Origin of the sequence: Phocaeicola sp. RTP21198st1_B8_RTP21198_201120, from assembly GCF_040929485.1 — a bacterium.
Lineage (GTDB): Bacteria > Bacteroidota > Bacteroidia > Bacteroidales > Bacteroidaceae > Phocaeicola > Phocaeicola dorei.
The window spans coordinates 1-25,948 of the sequence record NZ_JBCOCI010000004.1 but is presented as its reverse complement, the minus strand read 5'-3'; the positions used below and the strand labels follow the sequence as shown (position 1 = coordinate 25,948).

Annotated in this window: 14 protein-coding genes, 1 tRNA gene and 1 pseudogene; 9 read left to right on the top strand and 7 right to left on the bottom strand. The window is 40.1% G+C overall.

What is annotated here, in order from left to right:
• Positions 1-109: 109 nt before the first annotated feature.
• A complete protein-coding gene (secDF, locus tag AB5935_RS03510) occupies positions 110-3,097 on the top strand; it encodes a protein translocase subunit SecDF (RefSeq protein ID WP_007833744.1) in 2,988 nt (995 codons plus the stop codon).
• 246 nt (positions 3,098-3,343) lie between these two features.
• On the opposite strand, the gene AB5935_RS03505 is transcribed toward secDF, so the two are convergent.
• Both AB5935_RS03505 and AB5935_RS03500 read right to left on the bottom strand, forming a co-directional pair.
• The gene (locus AB5935_RS03505; RefSeq protein WP_007833743.1) at positions 3,344-4,408 is read right to left on the bottom strand and encodes a sugar kinase; all 1,065 of its coding nucleotides are present in this window, start codon (positions 4,406-4,408) and stop codon (positions 3,344-3,346) included.
• Between the two features lie 143 nt (positions 4,409-4,551).
• On the bottom strand, positions 4,552-5,505 hold the full coding sequence (locus AB5935_RS03500) for an NAD-dependent epimerase/dehydratase family protein (RefSeq protein ID WP_007833742.1): 954 nt from the start codon (positions 5,503-5,505) through the stop codon (positions 4,552-4,554).
• Between the two features lie 170 nt (positions 5,506-5,675).
• On the opposite strand from AB5935_RS03500, the gene kbl reads away from it, so the two are divergent.
• Entirely contained in the window at positions 5,676-6,866 is a 1,191-nt protein-coding gene (gene kbl, locus AB5935_RS03495) for a glycine C-acetyltransferase (RefSeq protein ID WP_007833739.1), read from the top strand.
• A 69-nt stretch (positions 6,867-6,935) separates the two neighbouring features.
• Here kbl and AB5935_RS03490 read toward each other — a convergent pair.
• Positions 6,936-7,007: transfer RNA gene (locus tag AB5935_RS03490), tRNA-Arg, on the bottom strand.
• 410 nt (positions 7,008-7,417) lie between these two features.
• Here AB5935_RS03490 and AB5935_RS03485 point away from each other — a divergent pair.
• Positions 7,418-9,265, top strand: a complete 1,848-nt coding sequence (locus AB5935_RS03485) for a 2-oxoacid:acceptor oxidoreductase subunit alpha (RefSeq protein WP_038611988.1) — start codon at positions 7,418-7,420, stop codon at positions 9,263-9,265.
• A gap of 23 nt (positions 9,266-9,288) precedes the next feature.
• Complete coding sequence (locus AB5935_RS03480) at positions 9,289-10,293, top strand: 2-oxoacid:ferredoxin oxidoreductase subunit beta (RefSeq protein ID WP_007833723.1); 1,005 nt, start codon at positions 9,289-9,291, stop codon at positions 10,291-10,293.
• Positions 10,294-10,452: 159 nt separating this feature from the next.
• Here the strand turns inward: AB5935_RS03480 and upp are convergent, their stop codons facing one another.
• On the bottom strand, positions 10,453-11,112 hold the full coding sequence (gene upp, locus AB5935_RS03475) for a uracil phosphoribosyltransferase (protein ID WP_007841352.1): 660 nt from the start codon (positions 11,110-11,112) through the stop codon (positions 10,453-10,455).
• Between the two features lie 260 nt (positions 11,113-11,372).
• On the opposite strand from upp, the gene pckA reads away from it, so the two are divergent.
• Together pckA and AB5935_RS03465 are read left to right on the top strand one after the other, a co-directional pair.
• Positions 11,373-12,980, top strand: a complete 1,608-nt coding sequence (gene pckA / locus AB5935_RS03470; protein WP_007833719.1) for a phosphoenolpyruvate carboxykinase (ATP) — start codon at positions 11,373-11,375, stop codon at positions 12,978-12,980.
• Between the two features lie 107 nt (positions 12,981-13,087).
• A complete protein-coding gene (locus tag AB5935_RS03465) occupies positions 13,088-13,738 on the top strand; it encodes a nitroreductase family protein (protein ID WP_007833714.1) in 651 nt (216 codons plus the stop codon).
• 61 nt (positions 13,739-13,799) lie between these two features.
• Here AB5935_RS03465 and typA read toward each other — a convergent pair whose 3' ends face one another.
• The 3 genes and pseudogenes from typA to AB5935_RS03450 all read right to left on the bottom strand — a co-directional run bounded on the left by typA (position 13,800) and on the right by AB5935_RS03450 (position 20,746).
• Complete coding sequence (gene typA / locus AB5935_RS03460) at positions 13,800-15,602, bottom strand: translational GTPase TypA (protein ID WP_007841350.1); 1,803 nt, start codon at positions 15,600-15,602, stop codon at positions 13,800-13,802.
• 66 nt (positions 15,603-15,668) lie between these two features.
• Positions 15,669-19,790 (bottom strand): annotated as a pseudogene (locus AB5935_RS03455) (two-component regulator propeller domain-containing protein).
• Between the two features lie 350 nt (positions 19,791-20,140).
• Positions 20,141-20,746 (bottom strand): DUF5033 domain-containing protein, encoded by a 606-nt coding sequence (locus tag AB5935_RS03450; RefSeq protein WP_007833707.1) that lies wholly within the window; start codon positions 20,744-20,746, stop codon positions 20,141-20,143.
• A gap of 436 nt (positions 20,747-21,182) precedes the next feature.
• Here AB5935_RS03450 and AB5935_RS03445 point away from each other — a divergent pair, with 436 nt between their 5' ends.
• The 3 genes from AB5935_RS03445 to AB5935_RS03435 all read left to right on the top strand — a co-directional run bounded on the left by AB5935_RS03445 (position 21,183) and on the right by AB5935_RS03435 (position 25,868).
• A complete protein-coding gene (locus AB5935_RS03445; protein WP_038611982.1) occupies positions 21,183-21,752 on the top strand; it encodes a DUF3575 domain-containing protein in 570 nt (189 codons plus the stop codon).
• 12 nt (positions 21,753-21,764) lie between these two features.
• The gene (locus tag AB5935_RS03440) at positions 21,765-23,225 is read left to right on the top strand and encodes a DUF3868 domain-containing protein (RefSeq protein WP_368327326.1); all 1,461 of its coding nucleotides are present in this window, start codon (positions 21,765-21,767) and stop codon (positions 23,223-23,225) included.
• A gap of 882 nt (positions 23,226-24,107) precedes the next feature.
• Positions 24,108-25,868 (top strand): fimbria major subunit, encoded by a 1,761-nt coding sequence (locus AB5935_RS03435; protein ID WP_038611979.1) that lies wholly within the window; start codon positions 24,108-24,110, stop codon positions 25,866-25,868.
• The last annotated feature ends 80 nt before the right edge of the window (positions 25,869-25,948 follow it).

Below are 25,948 nucleotides of genomic sequence, written 5' to 3'. Positions count from 1 at the left end.
CTAAATATTTGTGTTTGATACCGTGGGAATGTGAAAAAAAAACTATATTTGCAACCTTGTATAAACTAAGAATTAATCAAAAAGTAAAAATAATAAATTTCAAAGTAACATGCAAAACAAAGGATTTGTAAAGGTTTTTGCGGTATTACTCACCCTTGTATGTGTGTTTTATCTTTCTTTCTCTTTTGTGACCCGCTATCACATGGACAAAGCGGCACAGGACCCGAAAGGTGAAGCACATTACCTTGATTCTATGCAGAATGAAAAAGTTTATTTGGGTAGTTATACGCTGAAACAGTGTCGCGAGATGGAGATTGGTCTGGGTCTAGACCTGAAAGGTGGTATGAACGTTATCCTTGAAGTTTCTGTACCGGATGTAGTGAAGGCTTTGGCTGACAACAAGACTGATGAAGCTTTTAACAAAGCGGTTGCAGAAGCATCAAAACAATCTATCACTAGTCAGGATGACTTTATCACTCTTTTTGTAAAAGAGTATAAGAAACAAGCTCCCAATGGCAAATTGGCTGAATTATTTGCTACTCAGCAGTTGAAAGACAAAGTAACCACCCGCAGTTCCGACAGTGAAGTTGAAAAAGTATTGCGCGAAGAGGTAAAGGCTGCTATCGACAACTCTTATAATGTATTACGTACACGTATTGACCGTTTTGGTGTGGCACAGCCTAACATTCAGGCATTGGAAGGAAAGATGGGCCGTATCATGGTGGAACTACCGGGTATCAAAGAACCGGAACGTGTCAGAAAACTGTTGCAGGGATCTGCTAACTTGGAATTCTGGGAAACTTTCGACGCAAAAGAAATAGTTCCTTATCTTTCTTCTGTAGATAACAGACTGCGTGATATTCTTGCTGTTGAAAGTGGTGCTGCTTCTGCTGATTCTGTAGCAGCTGATACTGTTGCTGTTGCACAGGCTTCTGCAATTTCTGCTGCCGACAGTCTTGCAGCCGCATTGAAAGGCGAAACGGCAAGTAACTCTGCCGCAATGGAGCAGATGAAGAAAGAACATCCGTTGGCTTCTGTTCTTCAATTAAATCCGAATGGTTACGGGTCGGTGGTAGGTTATGCCGATTATAAAGATACTGCTCAGGTAAACCAGTACCTTGCTATGAAAGAAGTGAAAGAAATGTTGCCGAAAGATCTTCGTTTGAAATGGGGTGTAAAGGCTGCTGATTTTGACAAGCAGGGACGTATCTTTGAATTGTATGCTATCAAGTCTACTGAACGTAACGGACGTGCTCCGTTGGAAGGTGATGTGATCACTGATGCTAAAGATGAATATGACCAGTTCAACAAGCCTTGTGTCAGTATGTCTATGAACACTGACGGCGCGCGCCGCTGGGCTGTTCTGACAAAGAACAATGTAGGCAAGGCTATCGCTATCGTACTGGATGGTTACGTATACAGCGCTCCGAATGTAAACGGTGAAATTACGGGCGGACACTCTCAGATTACCGGTAACTTTACTCCGGAGGTGACAAAAGACTTGGCTAACGTATTGAAGTCTGGTAAGATGCCTGCTCCTGCACGTATCGTTCAGGAGGATATCGTTGGTCCGTCATTGGGTCAGGAATCTATCAATCAAGGTATCATTTCATTTGTTGTTGCGTTGATTCTGTTGATGATCTATATGTGCGCTATGTACGGATTGATTCCGGGTATGGTTGCCAACTGCGCATTGGTTGTTAACTTCTTCTTCACATTAGGAATCCTTACCTCGTTCCAAGCTGCACTGACCATGTCTGGTATTGCCGGTATGGTGTTGTCATTGGGTATGGCTGTAGATGCTAACGTGTTGATTTATGAACGTACAAAAGAAGAATTGAGAGCCGGTAAAACTGTTAAGGCTGCTTTAGCAGACGGTTATTCTAACGCATTCTCTGCTATTTTTGACTCAAACTTGACATCAATTATCACTGGTATCATTCTGTTCTATTTCGGTACGGGGCCGATCCGTGGTTTTGCCACTACGTTGATTATCGGTATCCTCTGCTCATTCTTTACAGCAGTATTCTTGACTCGTATTGTTTATGAGCACTTCATGAATAAAGACAAGTGGTTGAACTTGACATTCACTACAGGGATTTCCAAGAACCTGATGCAGAACGTGAATTACAACTTTATGGGAATGATGAAACGTTCATTCACGGTATTCGGAGCGATTATCGTTATCTGTATCATTTCATTCTTTATCCGTGGTTTGGCGCAGAGTATTGACTTTACCGGTGGACGTAACTTCGTAGTTCAGTTTGAACAGCAGGTTGAACCTGAAACAGTGCGTGACTTGTTGAAGAAGAAAATCACAGAAGATAATGTACAGGCTATCGCCTTGGGTACGGATAAGAAGACAATCCGTATTACAACCAACTACCGTATTAATGAAGAGTCTCCTACTATCGACTCCGAAATTGAAGAGTTCTTGTATCAGTCTTTGAAAGATGGTAACTTGCTGGGCGAAGGTACTACATTGGAAATCTTTATTGATCGTGATAATCGTGTCGGTGGTTCTATTATCAGTTCTCAGAAAGTAGGTCCCAGTATCGCTGATGATATCAAGACATCGGCTATTTGGTCTGTATTGTTTGCACTGGTGGCTATCGGTTTGTATATCTTGCTGCGTTTCCGCAATGTAGCTTATAGTGTGGGTGCGACTGTTGCATTGGCTGTCGATACTATTCTGATTATCGGTGCATACTCATTATGTTATGGATGGGTTCCGTTCTCATTGGAAATTGACCAGACCTTCATTGGTGCCGTTTTGACCGCTATCGGTTATTCTATCAATGACAAGGTGGTTATCTTTGACCGTATCCGTGAGTTCTTCGGTCTGTATCCGAAACGTAACCGTATGCAGTTGTTTAACGATTCACTGAATACTACTTTGGCTCGTACCATCAATACTTCATTAAGTACATTAATCGTATTGTTGTGTATCTTTGTGCTGGGTGGTGACAGTATCCGCAGCTTCGCCTTTGCAATGATTTTGGGCGTTGTGATCGGTACGTTGTCTTCTATCTTCATTGCTGCTCCTATCGCTTACCTGACTATGGGCAACAAGATGCCGGAAGAAACAAAGGCATAAAAAGAAAGTTTCTTTTAAGAAATAAATAAAAAGAGGAGGATGCTCATATCATGAGAATCCTCCTCTTTTTATAATGACTGAATGGAATTGATTTGTGGAAAAAGGATAGATGAATCTTCTGTGGCTTCAAAAATAAACTTAAGTACATTGGATAAGTAACTTAGCTTGCTTGCCCCATGAAGTAAACTTGCTTTTTTACGCTACATTTTGCAGATCAATTCTGTTTGGCTATAATCATGAAAATAGTTATCTGACTACTCTTCCTGAAGTGTTTCCTTGCATTAATCCTTCCACTTCTTCTACTGTTACTTGATTGAAATCTCCATATATGGTATTTTTTAATGCAGATGCGGCAAGGGCGAATTCTAATGTTTTTTGGTCATTGTCGGAGTAGGTCAGCAAACCATAAATCATGCCGCCTACAAATGCATCTCCTGCACCTACACGGTCTACCTCATGGACAATATCGTAAATACCGGTATGCCTTAATGTCCCTTTAGAATAAAGTATGGCTGCCAGCAGATTGTGATTGGAAGTGATGGTATTACGCAATTCCAGAAATATTTTCTGGCATCGGGGCGCTTGTTCTGATACTTTTTGACCGAATACTTTGAAACCGGACAAATCTAATGGATATGAGGTGTCTACAGCTTTAAAACCTACCGGGGGAATGCCGAAAATTTCTTTGTATTCGGGTTCTGCACCAAAAATGACATCACTATATTGGACAAGAGGGAGCATTACTTCTGAAGCGGATTTACCGTAATTCCATAATTTTTTGCGGAAATTCAAATCGCACGAGATAGTTAACCCTAGACGGTCTGCTGTTTGTAGTGCTTCCAGGCAGGTATCTGCTCCTTCCTGTGACAGGGACGCCGCTATACCCGACCAGTGGAACCAGCCTGCATCGGAAAGAATCTTTTCCCAGTCTATCATGCCGGGACGTAAAGTGGCAAAGGAAGATCCTTCACGGTCATATACTACATTGGAGTTACGAAATGCTGCACCGCTCTCCAGAAAGTATAATCCCATGCGTTTCCCGCCATAAATAATGCCGTCTGTACCTAATCCGTAAGCTTGGAGTGAGTTTACACAAGCTTGTGCCATTGCATTCTCGGGAAGTCTGGTAACGAATTCTGTGGAGATGCCGAAGTTGACCAGTGATATGGCTACATTCGCTTCACTTCCTCCATAAGTAGCAATAAACTCGTTTGTTTGGGAAAAGCGCTGGAAATTGGGGGTGGTCAGCCTTAACATTACTTCTCCGAATGTAACGACTTTCTTGTTTTTGGTAATAGCTCTTGTATTCATAGTATGTTTTTAATCAGTATGTTAATTTGCACGAAGATACGATCAAAATTTTATATAAGTGCAAGAAATGTATAAAAATAGCCTTCTCTATTCTATATGGAAAAGATAGAGAAGGCTATTTTTATACATTCAATATTAGTGGTTTATTTATTGAATCGTACTTTTAGTTTGGCAAGCATATCCTGTGTCATACTGTCTAGATCATATTCCGGTTTCCATCCCCATTCCTCACGGGCACAAGTGTCGTCCAGTGAGTTCGGCCATGATTCGGCGATAGCTTGACGTAGTGGATCTACTTTGTACTCCATATGGAAGTCAGGCATATACTTCTTTATATTATTATAAATAATTTCCGGATCAAAACTCATTGAAGCAATGTTGAACGAATTGCGATGAATTAGTTTGTCGGGATTCGCTTCCATGATTTCAATGGCTGCACGTAAACCATCAGGCATATACATCATATCCATGAATGTATCGGCTGCGATAGGACATTCAAATTTTTCACCTTTTACAGCCGAATAATAGATGTCTACAGCATAATCAGTGGTCCCGCCACCCGGAGGTGTGACATACGAAATTAATCCGGGGAAACGAACGGAACGGGTATCTACACCAAAACGGATATGGTAATAATCGCTCAGTAATTCTCCTGATACTTTTGTAACGCCATACATGGTACGCGGATTACGGATAGTGTCTTGTGGAGTCTTGTCTTTAGGGGTGTTGTTACCGAAGACACCGATAGAACTTGGGGTAAATACGGCACAACCCATTTCGCGTGCTACTTCCAATACATTAAACAGGCCTCCCATGCCTATTTTCCATGCTAGTTGAGGTTTGGCTTCTGCTACAGCCGAGAGTAAGGCTGCCAGATTGTAAATGGTGTCGATGTTGTACTTTGATACAGTTTCGGCAATTTGTTGTTCATTGGTGATATCTACGATGGCAGAAGGGCCTGATTCTTTTAATTCCCCTTTAGGCTCGGCACCGGGAATATATCCGGCTACGATATTACCATTGTAAATACTTCTCAATTTCATGGTTAGTTCCGAACCGATCTGACCGGTGGAGCCGATAATTAATACATTTTTCATAGTTTGCTATTTGCTTTAAGTTTCCTTTTGGAAGCAAAGATAGATAGAAAACTGCATATTTTATCAAAATTTTCTCTATAATTTAATTGGATATCAAAAAAAAATAAGAACTTTGTCAAGTCAGACTGATTTTTAAACTTAAACTATATACTTAATAAAAAAACAAAGCTATGTATGGTAAAATGAAGGAGTTCCTTGCGAAGGAACTGGCTGATATTAAGGCAGCCGGATTGTATAAAAATGAACGTATCATTACCACACCTCAGCGTGCAGACATCAAGGTGAATGACGGAGAAGATGTGTTGAACTTTTGTGCCAACAATTATTTAGGTTTGTCAGATAACCAACGTTTGATCAATGCTGCCAAAGAGGCAATGGATACACATGGCTTCGGTATGTCTTCCGTACGCTTTATCTGTGGGACTCAGGATTTACACAAACAGCTGGAAGCTGCCATTTCTGATTATTTTAAAACAGAAGATACTATACTTTATGCTGCTTGTTTTGATGCTAACGGTGGTTTGTTCGAACCGCTGTTTACAGAAGAAGACGCTATTATTTCAGATGCGTTGAATCATGCATCTATTATAGATGGTGTACGTTTGTGTAAGGCAAAACGCTATCGTTACGCTAATGCTGATATGGCTGACTTGGAACGTTGTTTGCAGGAAGCGCAGGCACAGCGTCACCGCATTATTGCTACAGATGGTGTATTCTCGATGGATGGTAATGTGGCTCCATTGGATAAGATTTGTGAACTGGCGGAAAAATATGACGCGTTGGTAATGGTGGATGAATCTCATTCGGCCGGTGTAGTAGGTCCTACAGGGCATGGCGTGGCCGAACAATTTAAAGCATACGGTCGTGTGGATATTTTTACTGGTACATTAGGGAAAGCATTTGGTGGGGCAATGGGAGGATTTACCACCGGTAAGAAAGAAATTATTGATATGTTGCGCCAGCGTTCACGTCCTTATTTATTCTCTAATTCTGTAGCTCCTGCCATTATCGGTGCTAGCTTGGAAATGTTTAAGATGTTGAAGGAAAGTGATGCCTTGCATACTAAGTTGATGGATAATGTGAATTATTTCCGTGACAGGATGCTGGCTGCTGGTTTTGACATCAAACCAACTCAGAGCGCGATTTGTGCTGTGATGCTTTATGATGCGAAACTGTCTCAGGATTTTGCTGCCAAGATGCAGGAAGAAGGCATATATGTAACTGGTTTCTATTATCCGGTTGTTCCGAAAGGGCAGGCACGTATCCGCGTCCAATTGTCTGCCGGTCATGAAAAGGCACATTTGGATAAGGCAATTGCTGCATTTATTAAAGTGGGTAAAGAACTTGGGGTGATTAAATAAGTAATCTAAAGAATTTCTAGATAAAATAAAAGCAGTAAATGATTGTATAGTAATTGTTTACTGCTTTTGTAGCCCCGAGGGGAATCGAACCCCTATCTAAAGTTTAGGAAACTTCTATTCTATCCGTTGAACTACAAGGCCCTTTTATGGCTACAAAGGTACTCCTTTTTGTTAAAATGGCAATATGAAAGATCGAAAAATGTCTTAAGTGGGAAGAAAATAATCCTTTCTTTGTTGTTTTGTTGTTTTTTGTCTGTTTTTTATAATCTAATAATGTTATTATTCTGCTATGAACTTTCATGTTGTTTATAAAACATGGATAAAAATAATAAATTGTAAAAATGAATCGTTTTTGCTGCTGTCATAATGATAGAAATTTATGCTTTTAAACAGGTAATTATCTCTACTTTTTCTTAGCTTGGAAATAAATAAACCTTTAATTTTGTACATTTTGATATTCAAACGTAGTTTGACAGCGGAATATTTTGTCCTTTGACAGAACTTTCCGAACTTTGCAAACAGTGAAATTTTGTAACCCTAAATAATAAGTTATGGCAGATGAAATGATAGTCAAGGAGTTGGACCAAGTGGTGGTCCGTTTCTCAGGCGACTCAGGCGATGGTATGCAGCTGGCCGGAAATATCTTTTCTAATATTTCGGCTACAGTGGGAAATGATATCAGTACATTCCCCGATTACCCGGCGGATATACGTGCCCCGCAAGGTTCGTTGACCGGTGTGTCAGGTTTCCAGGTGCATATTGGTGCGGGTAAAGTTTTTACTCCTGGTGACAAATGCGACGTATTGGTCGCAATGAATGCCGCTGCATTGAAAACACAATACAAATTTGCGAAGTCCACAGCTTGTATCATTATTGATACAGATTGTTTTCAGAAATCAGATCTGGACAAGGCGGCTTTCAAAACAGACAATCCGATTGAAGAAATGGGTATTAAGCAGGATGTAATTGCTGCTCCTATTTCACAGATGGTGAAAGACTGTCTGGCAGATACAGGCATGGACAACAAGTCAATGTTGAAATGTCGTAATATGTTTGCTTTGGGATTGGTTTGCTGGTTGTTTAATCGTGACCTGGCGGTTGCTGAAAATTTTTTGCGCGAGAAATTTGCAAAGAAGCCGCAAATAGCTGAAGCGAATATTAAAGTGATACACGCCGGATATGATTATGGCCACAATACCCATGCGTCTGTGGATCATACTTATAAGGTGGAAACTAAGTCTAAAGTCCCCGGAAAGTATATGGATATCAGCGGAAACAAGGCTACGGCTTATGGCTTGATCGCTGCTGCCGAGAAAGCAGGCCTGCGTTTGTTCTTGGGATCTTATCCCATTACTCCGGCAACAGATATTTTACATGAGCTTTCTAAACATAAATCATTGGGAGTGACTACTGTTCAATGTGAAGATGAAATTTCAGGTTGCGCTACGGCTATCGGTGCCTCGTTTGCAGGTGCGTTGGCGGCTACTTCTACTTCGGGGCCGGGTGTTTGTCTGAAATCAGAGGCTATGAATCTGGCTGTTATTACAGAATTACCATTGGTGGTTATTAATGTACAGCGTGGCGGTCCTTCTACTGGTTTGCCTACTAAGTCTGAGCAAACAGATTTATTGCAGGCTTTGTTTGGCCGTAACGGTGAATCTCCTATGCCGGTCATTGCCGCAGCTTCTCCAACTCATTGTTTTGATGCTGCTTATGATGCTTGTAAGATTGCCTTGGAACACATGACTCCGGTGGTGTTGCTGACTGATGGTTTTGTAGCAAATGGTTCCGGCGCATGGAAATTGCCTGATCTGGCAAACTATCAGGCTATTAACCCACCCTATGTTACTCCGGAAATGAAGGATAATTATACTCCTTACAAGCGTAATACTGAAACAGGTGTCCGTTATTGGGCATTGCCGGGACAGGAAGGTTATATGCATATTTTGGGAGGCTTGGAAAAAGACAGTGATACAGGTGCTATTTCTACCGAGCCTGAAAACCATAATTTGATGTGCCGTTTGCGTGCCGAGAAGATTGCTAAAATTCCAGTGCCTGATGTTAAGGTGCAAGGCTGCGTAGAGGATGCAGATTTGTTGATAGTGGGTTTCGGTGGAACTTACGGTCATTTATATTCAGCAATGGAGGAAATGAACCATGCAGGCAAGAAGGTTGCTTTGGCACATTTTGTTCATTTGAACCCGCTGCCTCAAAATACGGCAGAAGTGCTGAAGAAATATAAGAAGGTAGTCGTGGCTGAGCAGAATCTTGGTCAGTTTGCCGGATATCTCCGTATGAAAGTGGACGGATTTGTTCCTTATCAGTTTAATGAGGTAAAAGGCCAGCCGTTCGTAGTCAGCGAGTTAGTTGATGCTTTCACTGAGATTTTAAATAAATAATAACCGTAAAGAAAGTAAAGACTATGAACGAATATACAGCAAAAGATTTCAAAAAGGGACAACCTCGTTGGTGTCCGGGTTGTGGTGACCATTTTTTCTTGGCTTCGCTGCACAAAGCGATGGCTGAATTGGGAGTGGCTCCTCATGATACTGCCGTTATTTCGGGTATCGGATGTTCCAGCCGCCTGCCTTATTACATGAATACATATGCCATGCAGACTGTGCACGGTCGTGCGGCAGCTATTTCTACAGGCTGCAAGGTGGCTAATCCAAAGATTACTGTTTGGCAGATTTCAGGGGATGGTGATGGGCTGGCTATTGGTGGAAATCACTTTATACATGCCGTTCGTCGTAATATCGACTTGAATATGATTTTGTTGAACAACCGTATATATGGTTTGACCAAAGGACAGTACTCTCCGACTTCTCCCCGTGGATTTGTTAGCAAATCATCTCCTTACGGCACTGTGGAAGATCCGTTTCATCCGGCTGAATTATGTTTTGGTGCGCGTGGACGTTTCTTTGCCCGTGCGGTAGCTACGGATGGTCCTGGTACAGTGGAGATTCTGAAAGCTGCTGCCAATCATAAAGGTGCGGCTGTATGTGAAATTCTTCAGAACTGCGTCATTTTTAATGATGGAACACACGAATCAGTATATACGAAAGAAGGTCGTTCAAAGAATGCCATTTATTTAGAACACGGTAAACCGATGTTGTTTGGTGTAGACAAAGAATACGGGCTGATGCAGGAAGGTTTCGGACTGAAAGTGGTAAAGCTTGGTGAGAATGGTGTGACGGAAAAAGATATTTTAGTGCACGATGCTCATTGTATGGATAATACTTTGCAGTTGAAACTGGCATTGATGGAAGGACCGGATTTTCCGGTTGCATTAGGGGTGATCCGTGATGTAGAGGCGCCTACTTATGATGACGCTGTTAATGCACAGATTGAAGAAGTGGCCGCAAAGAAAAAATATCATAATTTCCAGGAATTACTGATGACAAATGATATTTGGGAAGTGAAATAAGATTTTTCATCTTCCCTGTAGGGACCAGATCTACAGAACTGTTTTAAAAATTAAATGGTTAGTAATAGGCTGTGAATAATTGCCGGTTACTAACCATTTAATTTAGAATTTTAGTGTGTGCAAGCGAACACACGTGAAACTGTCTTTATAGTTTGAGCCCTAAAGTTTCTCGCCGAATGCTAAATCACCGGCATCCCCCAATCCCGGAACAATGTATTTGTGCTCGTCCAAGACAGGGTCTATGGCGGCACACCATAATGTGACATCATCGCCGGGAAAAAGTTCTGCCATATGCTTTACCCCTTGTTGGCTGGCAATGACACAGGCCATTTGCAATTTAGCGGGTTTGCCTTTGGTAAGGAAAGCTTTCCAGGCAAGTTCCATGCTTTCACCGGTGGCAAGCATGGGGTCAACGAGAAGCAAGGTCCTGTCATTCAATGAAGGGGCGGCGATGTATTCAATGTGCACATCTACAATACGGTGCTCGTCATCCTTGTAAAAACGGAATGCGGAAACGAAAGCGTTGTCGGCATGGTCGAACATGTTCAGAAAACCGGTGTGCAACGGCAGTCCGGCACGGAATACCGTTGCAATCACTATTTTGTCATCGTGTGTGCTGGCCGTGGCAGTTCCCAAGGGTGTCTGTACTTGCTTTACGGAATAGGTTAGTGCTTTACTCATCTCGTATGCCATGATTTCTCCTATTCTTTCAATATTTCTGCGGAAACGCATACGGTCATTTTGAACATGTATATCGCGCAATTCCGCTACATATTGGTTTAGGAGAGAATTGCCTTCACTGAGATTGATGATTTTCATATCTATGCTTTTGTTATATTGTTGACTTTGACCTGCAAAGAAACAAATAATTTCTAGATTTGTAAAGTACGAATTGCATTTTTGTTACACAAATATAAATATTTGATTATTACGGAAATTTTTCTCTAATAACTTCTTTTTTTTAAAATAAAGCACTAATTTTGTAGCGCCTTAGACAAGGGGGTGTTGAAAAACATCTTCTCTCAGAAAATAAAGAGTAAAAATAACATTATACAATAACCAAATTAAATCATTAAAAAATGGCAAATTTAGATTTAAGCAAGTACGGTATTACCGACGTGAAGGAAGTTCTCCACAATCCTTCTTATGATGTGCTTTTCGCTGAAGAAACTAAACCGGGATTGGAAGGTTTCGAAAAAGGACAGGTTACTGAACTGGGTGCTGTAAACGTAATGACTGGTGTTTACACAGGTCGTTCTCCTAAAGATAAATTCTTCGTTAAGAATGAAGCTTCTGAAAATTCAGTATGGTGGACTTCTGACGAATATAAAAATGATAACAAACCTTGTACAGAAGAAGCTTGGGCTGATTTGAAAGCTAAAGCTGTAAAACAATTGAGCGGCAAGCGTTTGTTCGTTGTTGATACTTTCTGCGGTGCTAACGCTGCAACTCGTATGAAAGTACGTTTCATTATGGAAGTAGCTTGGCAGGCTCACTTCGTAACTAACATGTTCATCCGTCCTACTGCTGAAGAACTGGAAGCTTATGGAGAACCTGATTTTGTATGTTTCAACGCTTCTAAAGCAAAAGTTGACAACTATAAAGAACTGGGCTTGAACTCTGAAACAGCTACTGTTTTCAACTTGAAGACTAAAGAACAAGTTATCCTGAATACTTGGTACGGTGGTGAAATGAAGAAAGGTATGTTCTCTATCATGAACTACATGAACCCGCTTCGTGGTATCGCTTCTATGCACTGCTCTGCTAATACAAATATGGAAGGAACTAGCTCAGCTATTTTCTTCGGTTTGTCTGGTACAGGTAAGACTACTTTGTCTACTGATCCGAAACGTAAGTTGATCGGTGACGATGAACACGGATGGGATGACGAAGGTGTATTCAACTACGAAGGTGGTTGCTATGCTAAAGTTATCAACTTGGATAAGGAAAGCGAACCCGATATCTACGCTGCTATCAAACGTGACGCTTTGCTTGAAAACGTAACAGTTGATGCTAACGGTAAGATTGATTTCGCTGATAAGAGCGTAACAGAAAATACTCGTGTTTCTTATCCTATCTATCATATCGAAAACATTGTTAAACCTATCTCTAAAGGTCCTCACGCTCAACAAGTTATTTTCTTGTCAGCTGATGCATTCGGTGTATTGCCTCCGGTATCTATCTTGAATCCTGAACAGGCTCAGTATTACTTCTTGTCTGGATTTACAGCTAAATTGGCTGGTACAGAACGTGGTATCACTGAACCGACTCCGACATTCTCTGCTTGCTTCGGTGCTGCTTTCTTGTCATTGCATCCTACTAAGTATGCTGAAGAATTGGTTAAGAAGATGGAAAAGACTGGTGCTAAAGCATACTTGGTTAACACTGGTTGGAACGGTACTGGTAAACGTATCTCTATCCGTGATACTCGTGGTATCATTGATGCTATTCTGGATGGTTCTATTGATAAGGCTCCTACTAAGGTTATTCCTTACTTCGATTTCGTTGTTCCTACAGAATTGCCGGGTGTTGATCCGAAGATCCTTGATCCTCGTGATACTTATGCTGACGCTGCTCAGTGGGATGAAAAAGCTAAAGATTTGGCTGGTCGCTTCATTAAGAACTTTGCTAAGTTTACTGGTAACGAAGCAGGTAAGAAATTGGTTGCTGCTGGTCCGAAGTTGTAATTTGAATTTTACAGATTTAACATATAAAAAGTGGTTCCTTATAAAGGAACCACTTTTTTTTATGCTTGAAAATGCCTAGATTTGTTGCAAACCAAATATGATAGCAAATGAAATTATTTAGATTAATGTTAGTTGGTGCAGGCATGTTCGTATTATGCAGCTGTACATCGCAAGGCTCCCGACAGAAGGAAGTTGTTGCGGATAGTGTTTCCGTGAGCCAGGTAAACCCTGTGGTAGAAACTATTATGAGTCGCCGTAGTATACGGAAGTATAAGCCCGAGGCTGTGGAGCGTGAAAAGATGCAGACTATAGTAGAATGTGGAATCAATGCACCTAATGGAATGAATAAACAGTCATGGGAGGTTCGTGTAGTAGATAATCCGGAATTTATCAATGGTTTGACTGAAATATTCAAAAAAGAAAATCCCAAAGCGGCAGAACGTCCGGGATTTAAGAATATGTTCAATAATGCTCCTACAGTAGTGTTTATTGCTAACGATCCTGCATATGATATGTCACAGATCGATTGTGGTTTGTTGGGTGAGAATATGATTTTGTCTGCCTGGTCAATGGGAATAGGTTCCTGTTGTTTGGGAGGACCTGTGCGTTTCATGAAATCACCTGCAGCTGCGGAATATATGAAAAAGTTGGGATTCAGTGAAGGGTATGAGTTGCTTTATGCGATTGCTTTCGGTTATCCCGATGAAATGCCGGCTGCTAAACCTAGAGAGGTTAGTAAAGTGAAGTTTGTAGATTAGAGATAAAAAATCCCGAAGGTAATATGGCCTTCGGGATTTTTTTATATTCAATGTAGATTGATTAGCTTTTGTTGGCTCTCTTGCGTTCTGTTTCGTCAAGAATCACTTTACGCATACGCATACTCTTTGGAGTAACTTCTACATATTCATCTTCCTTAATGTATTCTAATGCTTCTTCCAACGAGAATACTACCGGAGGAATGATGCGTGCCTTGTCATCAGAACCTGATGCGCGCATATTGGTAAGCTTTTTCGATTTAGTTACATTGATCACCAAGTCGTTTTCATGAACATGTTCACCTACCACTTGGCCGGCATATACTTCGTCTTGCGGATAAATGAAAAATTTGCCACGATCCTGTAATTTGTCAATAGCGTATGCAAAAGCTGTTCCGCTTTCCATAGCAATCATAGAACCGTTGCTGCGACGTTCTATCTCACCTTTGTATGGTTGGTAACATTTAAAGCGGTGGGCCATGATCGCTTCTCCGGCCGATGCAGTCAGTACATTGGTGCGAAGACCGATAATACCGCGCGAAGGCATATCAAACTCAATGTTTACGCGGTCACCCTGTGTTTCCATAGAAACCAAATCACCCTTACGGCGGGTTACCATATCGATCATTTTACTGGAATATTCTTCGGGCACACTGATCGTTAATTCTTCGATAGGTTCGCATTTTACTCCGTCTATTTCTTTGAAAATAACCTGAGGCTGTCCTACTTGTAATTCGTATCCTTCGCGGCGCATGGTTTCAATCAGTACAGAAAGATGAAGTACACCACGTCCTGATACAATCCATTTACCGTCTTCCAGTTCGCTTTTGCGTACACGCAATGCCAGGTTCTTATCTAGTTCTTTGGTCAAGCGATCTTGGATGTGGCGTGAAGTCACAAACTTACCTTCTTTGCCGAAGAAAGGAGAATCGTTGATAGTGAATAACATGCTCATGGTCGGTTCGTCAATGGCGATGGGGGGCAATGGTTCCGGATTTTCGAAATCGCAGATGGTATCACCAATTTCGAAGCCTTCTACACCTACTACAGCACAGATATCTCCCGATGAAACGGCATCTGTCTTTTTACGTCCTAAGCCTTCAAAAGTATGTAGTTCTTTGATTTTAGACTTTATCAGACTGCCATCACGCTTTGCCAGTGTAATATTCATACCTTCTTTCAGGGTACCACGATGTACACGTCCCACAGCTATACGACCTGTATATGCTGAATAGTCTAAAGAGGTGATTAACATTTGAGGAGTTCCCTCTAGCTGTTTCGGTGCTGGAATGTGCTCAATAATAGCATCCAACAACGGAACCAGATTTTCTGTTGGGGTCTTCCAGTCAGTACTCATCCAATTATTTTTGGCAGAACCATAAATAACGGGGAAGTCCAACTGATCTTCTGTAGCATTCAGGCTGAACATCAAGTCGAATACCATTTCGTATACTTCTTCCGGACGGCAGTTGGGTTTATCCACCTTGTTCACAACAACTACAGGTTTCAAACCGATCTGTAACGCCTTTTGCAATACGAAGCGTGTCTGCGGCATCGGGCCTTCGAATGCATCTACCAATAAGATACATCCATCAGCCATATTGAGTACACGTTCTACTTCGCCACCGAAGTCGGCGTGTCCCGGAGTATCAATAATATTGATTTTTGTTCCTTTGTAGTTAATTGAAACGTTCTTTGAAAGGATAGTTATCCCTCTTTCGCGTTCCAAGTCATTATTATCCAATACCAGTTCACCATTTGTCTGGTCGTTGCGGAACAAATGTCCCGCCAGCATCATCTTGTCCACCAGTGTTGTTTTTCCGTGGTCTACGTGGGCGATGATCGCAATGTTTCTAATGTCTTGCATACTATACCTATATATTTGGCTGCAAAGGTACGATTTTTAATTCAAAAAATATTTGGCTGTTAACGATTATTTTTTATCTTCCGTATCTTCTTTACTATTAAATGTGGAGGGAGTAGTGCCATAGAAATCGACAAAGTGCTTTCTGAAAGTGGGGATGTCATTATAACCAACCATTTCGGCTACCTCCTGAACATTGTATTTGCGGCTTCTCAGTAATTCGGCAGAGCGTTTTAACCGGACTCCTCTTACTAATTCTATGATAGTGAAATTAGTGAGTTGTTTTACTTTCCTGTAAAGGGTAGGTTGACTCATATTCAGCATTTCGGCCAGTTTTTTCACATTGAATTCCGGATTTTGCAGGTTCTCATTTACAATATTCAGAATTTGTGTGATGAACGGGTCTTCTATGATGATTGTTTCCGTATTTTCTTCTTGCGAGCCGTTGACGGTGATGGAAGGCATTAGTAGTTTGGTATAAATCTGTTTCAGTTCAGTCCGGCTTTTTATTAAACGTTTTACTTTGGTGCGGAGAATCTCCGGATTGAACGGCTTCAGAATATAGTCATCAGCTCCTAATTCTATTCCTTTCACTATATTTTCGTCATCTGTCAAAGCTGTCAGTAGAATAATAGGGATATGGCAAGTTTTTAGATCTTCTTTTAGGATACGGCAACATTCAAAACCGTTCATGATAGGCATCATGACATCCGTTATTACAAGATTCGGTATTTCTTTACGCGCTATTCTTACTCCTTCTTCCCCATTTTCCGCCATAATAATATTATAGGTAGCAGAGAATAATACTTTCAGATAGAGGCGGATATCTGCATGGTCTTCAACAACCAGTAGTTTGTATTTGGTTTCGGGGTTGTCAATAGGTTTGGCAGTTATGCTGTTTGCTATTTCCTGTTGTCTCTTATCCTCTGCGGTAATCATTGCTTTATTTGGATCTTCCGCTATTGTTTCGGGTTCGATGAAACATACGTTTTCATCATTTTTCAAATGTTGCTTACCTAGAGGGATATAAAGGACAACTCGGGTTCCTTTGTTTTTTTCTTGAGTGATCTGGATATCACCGTGGTGGGCGAGTACTGTCGTTTTCATAATTTCAATGCCTAATTCGGGGTGTAGCCGGTTGCTTGGAGGGTTGTAATTATCCGATCCAAGGAAGATAACAGAGGACTCTTCTATCATTTCTTTCCCGTCATCCTCTATAGTAAAAAGGCAGAAATCCTTTCCGTTGATAATACTGGTGTTTACAGTAAAACGGATGGAACCGGAATACGAGATATGCCGATAGGCATTGGATAATATATTACTTAGAATAAAGGTTATCTTTTTCCGGTCAATCCATATTTCTGTATTTATTTTGTTGTCTTTGTCATAATGCAGGTTAATGGGACTGACGTTCAGTAGCTCGTGAGAGGCACGAACTACAGTGTCGGCTATCACGCTGGCGGGATAGGGGGCCACATTCAATTTAAGACTGTAACTTTCTTGCTGATGAATATTCAATAGCTGGTTACAAATGTCTTGCAGGCTGATTGAATTCCGATAGGCCATTTTAGCTTTTTGCAGGAATGATTCCGGGAAGGTCGTATTAGTAATCATTTCTTTTAACGGAGCAGTGATGAGTGATAACGGAGTGCGTAATTCCTGTGCCAACATATATCTGATTTGGTCACGCAATTGGTGGTTTTTCTCTTCTTCTTTTCTTATTTCTGTTTCTTCTTCCAGCTTTTCTTTCAGTTTCACTTCTTTGGCTTTGTAAACTTGCCGTTTCTGTAATTTCCGGTTAAAGTACATCCATGTAAACAAGGAAATAATGATAATAGTCAGGATGTATGCGGCGATGGCCCATCCGGTTGCAGCCCAATATCTATTTACATTGATGGATAACCGGGTTATTTGTTCATTTTCTTCCAACGGATAAGACGAGCGTATTTCCAGCACATATTTCCCAGGAGTGATATTGCTGAGTTTTATATGATCGTCATAATTCGTATTCCATTTTTCTTCTGTGGGTAACAGGCGATATTTCACTGTGTTGGGCGAGGTTCCGTATTTCAAATCACTTAGATAGAGAATCAAGTTGTTGTTATTGTAGTCTAAAGATAAATGTTCTATCAGGTACGCAGGTATGTCTAGGATGACTTGTCCGTTTATTTTTTCTCCTATTTCTACTTTATTGTAATTAATATCTATATCGGAGATATGGAATTGGCGGTTACTTGAACTTTCTTTTAAAGTGCGCGGTTCAAAATAGAGCAACCCTGTAGAGTTCGCCCATAGTAATTTCCCGTCATTCAGCCGACATACATCGTAATAACTCTCCGGTAATGCATAGGCATATGATGCATTGTTCTTGTTATTTAGTGTGATAAAACCAGCATTGCTTCCTAGCCAGGTATTTCCGTTCTTATCATCTATCATACAGCTTATGTGTCCGTTAGGCAAGTCCTTTTGCAAGATCATGGTAGAGGATACGGTTTTCTCTTTTCCGTCTATTTGGATAATTTTATCAGTGTACGAGATAAGCAGTTGGTTATAGTTGTTCAGATAAAGTGCTAATACTTTTCCGGGTGTCAGGTTTCTTTCCTTTTCATAACCACCAGTGAATTTTATTTGTTTCCCTTTACAGTTGGCACGGTGTATCCCTTTTTCAGTACCCAGCCACATGGTTCCATCTCCATCTTCTCATATAGCGGTTATTTTTTTGAATTCTTTCGTATAAGGTTGTGCTGCTATACATTCGTGTGTCTGATGGTTATAGACCATTATTCCTTTTTCGGTGGCAATCCATAAATGGTTTTGTGAGTTTAGATATAGTTTCAAGATAGCAGCAGTTACAGCAGAGTCTGCTGTTTCGGGGGGTAGTTGGTGAATCACTGTTTCACCGGTAGTAGGATTTACCCAAAGAATGTTTCCTTTGTTATCGCCGAACCATAGTCCTCCATTTCGATCTTTGTGCAGGCAATAATGATTATTCTTGTTACTTTTCTCCCATAAGGAAAAGCGCAGATTGGGGAAGATCTTATTTTCTATACTTTTATATATGCCATCTTTTTCGGTGACCAGCCAGATGTATCCATCGGCATCTTGTGCTATACCATTCACATATCTTATTTCATCGTTCAACAGGATACGGTTGATATCGTTTCCTTTGAGATTCAGTTTCAGTAATCCTCTGCCGAAAGTTCCTACCCAAAGCACATTGTTGGATTTGTCAAAATGGATGTCGGTAATTCTGTTTTTGAGGATAGGGGTATAGTAAGAATCATGTTGGGTCAGGTCTATAATGTGGAATGGCGACTGGAGGTAGTTGTCCGTTTCAAATCTTATGGCTGACAGTGAACTCCATGTGGCTATAATGAATGTGGTTTTATCTATCTGGATAATATCGCGTATATCTTTTTGAATGAAGGATGACTGGCTGTTGTCATTCAGTGTGCGGGATGTTTTAGTGTTTGTATTATAACAGATGATTCCTTCGGTTTGGTCACAGATCCACACATTATTATTATATATATGTATTTTTTCAATGTTGTCGGCTTTCACAATACCTAGATCGGTTCCATTTATATGCTCGCTACTTTTATCGGAAACGTTATAAAGTAAGATTTGATTCTCTACTGTCAGTGCGCATAAAATATCTTCGTTATTATAAAGTTTTAGGACTTTTGTTTTTATATCTATAAGCGGTTGGGCGGTCAGTCTTATTTCATCTGCATTTTTCTCCATCTTTAACTCTACTATGACATTGGAGGTCAAGGCATATAATTTGTCTTGCAGTACACATATATCCTGTATATCTTTCAATACCTCAGGGGTAGGTGAGATAAGTGGCATATAGATTCCACGCATCTTGTCAAAACATGCTATTTGGTTTAAATTGGCGATATGGGACCATAGCAGATTGTTTGATGTTTCATATAAATGAGCTAAGGCACGTGGCTCTTTATCAATCAAATTGTAATTATGAAAATGTATTCCGTCATAGCGGCTCAGTCCAACATCGGTTCCTAACCATAAAAAGCCGGCTTTATCCTGATAGATTCCAGTCAATGTATTGTTGCTCAATCCGTTTTGTTTGGTAAGTAGTTGGATACCACACTGGCGGAAATAACTTTGGGCATTAGTAGTTGATAGACAAAAACTACATAATAAGGTGATTATTAAAGATTTCATTATAATAAATTGTTTCACTTTTATTCCCCTGTAATCAAATTGGTCACGTACAATCTGCCTGATATTATTCCTTAATCTATTTTAGGAATTCCTACAAATATAGCAAACTATATTTTCATAACCAACTAAAAATCATAAGAATATATTCTGTTTTTAGTATCAACAGGTTCGGTGGAAATAAAGGATGGTAGGTATTTCATTCATACTGTTTTGTTTTTCCTTGATTATTAGACGATTGTATTTGAATGAAGTGCACCCCTTGTCTCTTGCTTTTTTTAAGGTATGTAGGCTAAGCTAGAAACAAGGGGGGAATGATGGTATATATTATAAAGTGATTATTGCATTATATATCATAAATTGTAGGAAAATGCAGCATCATGGTTTCGGGGATTATAGTTGCCTTTTATAGTGACAGGAATCTGCATATATTTGATTCCGTTATCTATTACTTTCATATAAATATAGCTTTGGGATTCGAATTTATAATTTTTTGTGGCATTATCGGTAGCCAGGCTAAAACCTTTAAGATACCATTTTATCAAAGAAGAAGAACATTCCGCCTGATATCCGCCATAGTACAAGCTTCCGTCACTGTAACAGTTCATATTCAGCTGGATAGTGAAAGCATATTTATGATCTATTGTTTGCTTCATTACAATTCTCAGCCATGTTTGTTCTCCTTTGGTAGCAGTTCGAATATCAAGTTCTTCTTGAGCATCAGTATGTTTTCGTAGGACAGATAGAATATGGTCGGCCTCAGAAAGACTGATAGCCGGTAATTCACTTAATTTTAACTTGTCAGAATTATTTTCTTTGTATGTAACGCTTCTGGCTCCATACGTTTTTTCTAGGAGATACGTTGAAACAGAGTTTTCAACGGGGTCATTACCATCTGCAGAGCAGGATGCCAAACTCATCATGACGAGCATGGCAATTATTAAATGCATTGCCTTCATAGAACTATAATTTTTTATTGTTTTTTGATTATTTGAATGATTGACCCATTATCATCCGATACAAAAATAGGTATTCCTTTTATGTATCCAAATTATTTTCAAGCTTTTTTGATGAAAACACCCTCTTTTTGATGAAAATGCCTGCTATGTTGGAAAGAAGGGGGTGTTTGGCTATATAAGGGGCGTTTCTATCATGATGAAAGGAGTTTCACCTATGAATGGAGAAAACTCCGTTGGTGTTCCATTTGATAGTTGGAATGTTTCTCATTGAATGTATGTTCTATTTTTGACGAAAATAGGAACTAGGATTGTTTTTTGTTCATTTTGCATTTTGCTGAAACTACCTCTTAATAAAGATTAATTTGCCAATATCCTGTTAAAAAAATAGCCTTTACCTTTGTGAAGTAAACAATAACTTAGCTAGAAAGAATAGAATATGGTAATACGAAGATTTTTATTTTCATGGGTGTGTCTGTTGGCTTCTTCCTTATTTATGTATGGACAGATGGCTGTTAAAACTAATGTGGCGATGGATGCTGTCGCCATACCAAACTTAGGAGTGGAAGTAGGGTTGAGTAAGAAGCTTACAGTGAATATTCCGTTTTATTATAATCCCTGGAAATACAGCGATAATAAAATGCTGAAACTGGTGATGGTACAGCCTGAGTTGCGCTATTGGCTTTGTGATAAGTTCAATGGTCATTTCTTCGGTTTCCATTTAATGGGAGGAGCATACAATACTACCGGTATTGATTTGCCGTTTTCTCCTTTCGATGATTTGAAAGACTTCCGTTATAAGGGACATTTTTATGGTGGCGGTGTCAGTTACGGTTATCAGTTTGTGCTGGGACGTCATTGGAATCTGGGCGCCACCATCGGCTTGGGTTATGCTTATGTGCGTTATAAGAAATATGAGTGTGAAGAATGTGGAGATATGTTGAAGAAATCCAACAAGAATTATTGGGGTCCTACTAAGGCTGCTCTGAATCTTATTTATATATTCTAAAAATTACGGATTATGAAACTTATATGTTATATACTTCTTATATTATTGATTCCGACTATTCCGGTAGGTGCACAGACATTATCAGGTGGTCAGGTACAAGTCAGCAACCAGTCAATCCTGATTAGTGATAATGGACAGGTGATGATAGGAATGGATATCACGTTGCCGACTGCAATGGAACTTTCTTCCAACTGTGTGGCAACTCTGACTCCGGTTTTGAAGACACAGGATAACAGTTATAACAGGATTTTGCCTGCTATTTGGGTATATGGGCGTATCCGTTCCATCGTGCAACAGCGTGAACGCAGTATTCCGTCGGATGCATATACCATTCTTCGTCGTAAGAATGGAACGGAACAGACTGTAAATTATTCAGCCCGTATTCCATACGAGAAATGGATGAATGGTGCTGAACTGGAACTGTTGGCTGATGTCCGTGGTTGTGCCAATTGCCAAAAAGAAGAAAGCAGCGCCTTTGTGACCCGTGCCAATTTGGAGCGTTATGTGGTGAAACCTGCTGTGGCATTTGTTTCTCCTGCTGTCGAGGCTGTGAAGAATCGTGCTGAAGAAGGCCGTGCTTATTTGGATTTTCCGGTAAACCAGACCAGGATTTATCCTGATTATCGTCGTAATCCCTCTGAACTGGCAGCTATCAAGCGTACAGTGGATGTGGTGAAGAATGATGCCAATACTACCGTTACTGAAATAGATATCGTGGGTTATGCCTCTCCTGAGGGCAGATATGCGGCTAATGCGCGTCTGGCGCAAGGTCGTGCTGAAGCGTTAAAGAACTATGTAATGAGCGAGTATGGTTTTAAAGCAGATCTGTTCAAAGTGAATTCTGTGCCCGAAGACTGGGCTGGATTGCGTGAATATGTCACAAAGAATGCTTTACCGCTGAAAGATGAAATTTTGTCTATAATAGATAAGAATGAAAACGATTATGATGTGAAGGAGGGATGCATTAAAGCCTTGGATGGTGGAAAAGTATATGCCACGTTATTACAAGATTGCTATCCGGCTTTGCGTCACTCTGATTACACAGTGCGTTATGTAGTACGCGGATTCAATGTAGAGGAAGCGAAACAGATTATAAGAACCCGTCCCCAGCAGTTGAGCTTGCAGGAAATGTTCTTGGTTGCTCAGACATACGAAAAGGGAAGCAACGAGTTTAACGAAGTGTTCGATGTGGCAGTGCGCATGTTCCCTGATGACCCAACAGCGAATATAAACGCTGCCGCTATCGAACTCCAACGAGGTGACTTGCAACAGTCAGTCCGTTATTTGGATAAGGCTGATGCACAAGCGAGTGCGACGCTGAACAACAGAGGCGTGCTGAAACTGTTGCAAGGGGATCTCGACTCTGCCGAAAGTTATTTCAAACAGGCGCAGGCCAAAGGTTCTGTTGAAGTCGGTGCCAATTTGGAAGAAATGGTCAATAAACGTAAAGATGATGCAATCTTTGGAAAATAAGACATATAGACAAACAGTACAATAAAAGATGTTAGAAGAAACTTGTTCTTTGTGAAAAGCGCAAGGTAAAATCCGGGGTAGTAGAGTCTATTCCCGGATTTTGAATTTTATGGCTATAGCTATTTATTAAACCTGATAAGTAGATACTCGCAAATATCTTTATTATTTTTTCATCCGGACAGTTACCCATATTATAGAAAAAAAGTAAGGCCACTTACTTGCTTCATGAACTGCACTTACTTTTTGGAACTGCATTATGAGTGGAATTCAGACCGGAATATTAGGTGAAATAATTGTGAACGACTCCTTAAGGAAATACCTCATTGCTGGATTTGAACCAATCTCTTTGAAGAACCTCTACTGTAGGTGCGGATTGAATCTGGCGTAGTGTAGTAGCCGTGAAGCTGAATTTCTTAGTATTTTCTCCCACTTGTCCGCAATCTCTGAAGCCGCTATATTCCATGACTATCCGATACGGAAAGAAAGTACCAGATAAATAAGGAGTTTGAATGAAATGCACTTCACCAACTTCAGAAGGAGTATCAAAAGGGGGAAGCGTAACAGGAAGTTCAGTTAGACAAAAGGATGAATATTGAACAATTTAACAAATTGAAAAATGCAAACATATATGGCGGTGTATTTTTTGTTTATCGCTACGAAAAATATAAGTGGCGATTCTTGCAAAGTATAGGGCGTTTCATTCATGGATGAAGAAAATGCCCTTCAAAAAGACTCCAAAAGTCATTTTGTCAAAGATGCCAATCTATTTTGCCGAAAACACCAATTAAGACTAACCTTAAAAGGCCTTTACCTTTGCAATATCAATGAACAAGAATAGAAATTACAAAAATAAAGAATTTATAAACTGAAAAACTTAAGATTATGAAGATTAAGGGTTTATTATTAGGAATGTTTGCTTGCGCCGCTTTGGTAGCATGTACAAACGATGATATTGTAGAAAACAACAATATTGAACAACCAGAAAAGGTGAAAGCTAACCTTACATTAAGTATCTCTACTTCTACAGGTTCAGGACGTGCTGCCGATGCTGAAACAGGAGATGATGTGGAAAATGGAACACCCTCGGAAGGTAGTATTAAAGATGCTGTCATTATCATTAGCCCGGTTCAGGGAAATACAGCGACAGGATTAGTGGAGTATGCTGATAATATAACTGTAACGAGTGGCGTTTACGAACCTAGCTTCCAATTGAACCAAACAGGTAGTTATAATGTATTGGTTATTTTGAATCCTTGTGCAGATATAGCAAATAAGGCAAAAGAAACAAGTGCAACAGCTGCCGGTGTATATGAGTATGTTACAAATTATTCTATTACCGCAGGAAGCTCTAACGACGCATCTGTTGATGTTGTTACGAAAGGTGCATCGGCAAGAGATCATTTTATGATGGCTAATAGTGAAGCGGCAATGGTAAATATCACAAGTCAGGACCCTACACAACCTATCATTCAAGCCATAAGAGTGGAGCGTGTGGTTTCCAAGATAACATTTACACCGAACAATAATGACAATAAATATAATGTAAAGGTTAAAGTAACCATTATCCCTACGGTAACCACTGACGGATGGTTGAAAACAACAACAGCTGATAAAACCAGCTACATTTATATCACTAAATTGAACAAGGCTTTACTTGACGCTGATAATGCAGAAATTTGGGTTTTGCTAAATGGTGGAAACGAAACGGGCAGATATCAGTTGGAGTCAACTCTTGATAATAAATATAAAGGTAATGTTAAACAGAATGAAACAACGACTTCAATAGAAGCTCCTGTATTTGTAGCAACAGATAGAACGGGTGCTTTCCATTATGAAAAAGGAACTTCTACAACAGCAGAGGAGACATGGACTGTGTATTTGGATAAATATGCTATGGTGAACTTGTCAAAAACCGTTTATGCGGTAAGACATAAGACCAGTGATTGGAGTACCATCTCTCCATTTGGTACATTGACTAATAGTGATTATTTGGTAGATCCTAAGTCAGTGGACAAGAATAGCGTGACACTAACAGACGGATTGTGGGCTGATGGAGATAAAACAGCTACAGATTATTTCTTCAATACAGTAGGTGAATTACAGACTTCACAGGATATTTATAACAATGCTTTCTTGAAGGACCTTCCTAAGTCAAGTGATGTTGAAATTGGTGAAATTGCACAATCTAACGATGCATTCCTGACTTATTGCCTTGAAAATTCAGTAACAAAGGATCACCAGCAAAAAGGCGTGGTAACAGGTATTGTATTCCGTGGCGAAATCTTGGATAATGAGGGTACTAATGTAGGTACCATATATAAATATGCCAATCAGTATTTCCGTTCAATGGATGCTTTGAAATCTGTTTACCCGGCTTATAAGGCTGAGAATTTGGTAACTTATACAGATGGATATTGTTATTACTACGCACCTATCGAACATTTCAAAGGAAACGAAAACAATATGCAATATGCTATCATGCGTAACAACATCTATTCATTGAAGATTGGAACTTTCAAGGAAATCGGCAGCTCGACAATTATACCGGAAGATGGTGGAACAATAGACGATGAAAGTGCATACTTGAAACTGACAACTACAATAGCTCCTTGGATTGTACGCTTTAACACTGTTAATTTCTAATTAACCTCAAATCCGCAACTAAGCCCTTGAACGTCCTTATTGCGTTTACACGTCCTCTCATTACTGAATTTGCAGATAAT

What these genes read in the sequence shown, in the direction of transcription:
- secDF (WP_007833744.1), top strand. Translation starts at nt 110, where the DNA reads ATGCAAAACAAAGGATTTGTAAAGGTTTTTGCGGTATTACTCACCCTT.
- AB5935_RS03505 (WP_007833743.1), bottom strand. Translation starts at nt 4,408, where the DNA reads ATGAATACAAGAGCTATTACCAAAAACAAGAAAGTCGTTACATTCGGA.
- AB5935_RS03500 (WP_007833742.1), bottom strand. Translation starts at nt 5,505, where the DNA reads ATGAAAAATGTATTAATTATCGGCTCCACCGGTCAGATCGGTTCGGAA.
- kbl (WP_007833739.1), top strand. Translation starts at nt 5,676, where the DNA reads ATGTATGGTAAAATGAAGGAGTTCCTTGCGAAGGAACTGGCTGATATT.
- AB5935_RS03485 (WP_038611988.1), top strand. Translation starts at nt 7,418, where the DNA reads ATGGCAGATGAAATGATAGTCAAGGAGTTGGACCAAGTGGTGGTCCGT.
- AB5935_RS03480 (WP_007833723.1), top strand. Translation starts at nt 9,289, where the DNA reads ATGAACGAATATACAGCAAAAGATTTCAAAAAGGGACAACCTCGTTGG.
- upp (WP_007841352.1), bottom strand. Translation starts at nt 11,112, where the DNA reads ATGAAAATCATCAATCTCAGTGAAGGCAATTCTCTCCTAAACCAATAT.
- pckA (WP_007833719.1), top strand. Translation starts at nt 11,373, where the DNA reads ATGGCAAATTTAGATTTAAGCAAGTACGGTATTACCGACGTGAAGGAA.
- AB5935_RS03465 (WP_007833714.1), top strand. Translation starts at nt 13,088, where the DNA reads ATGAAATTATTTAGATTAATGTTAGTTGGTGCAGGCATGTTCGTATTA.
- typA (WP_007841350.1), bottom strand. Translation starts at nt 15,602, where the DNA reads ATGCAAGACATTAGAAACATTGCGATCATCGCCCACGTAGACCACGGA.
- AB5935_RS03450 (WP_007833707.1), bottom strand. Translation starts at nt 20,746, where the DNA reads ATGAAGGCAATGCATTTAATAATTGCCATGCTCGTCATGATGAGTTTG.
- AB5935_RS03445 (WP_038611982.1), top strand. Translation starts at nt 21,183, where the DNA reads ATGGTAATACGAAGATTTTTATTTTCATGGGTGTGTCTGTTGGCTTCT.
- AB5935_RS03440 (WP_368327326.1), top strand. Translation starts at nt 21,765, where the DNA reads ATGAAACTTATATGTTATATACTTCTTATATTATTGATTCCGACTATT.
- AB5935_RS03435 (WP_038611979.1), top strand. Translation starts at nt 24,108, where the DNA reads ATGAAGATTAAGGGTTTATTATTAGGAATGTTTGCTTGCGCCGCTTTG.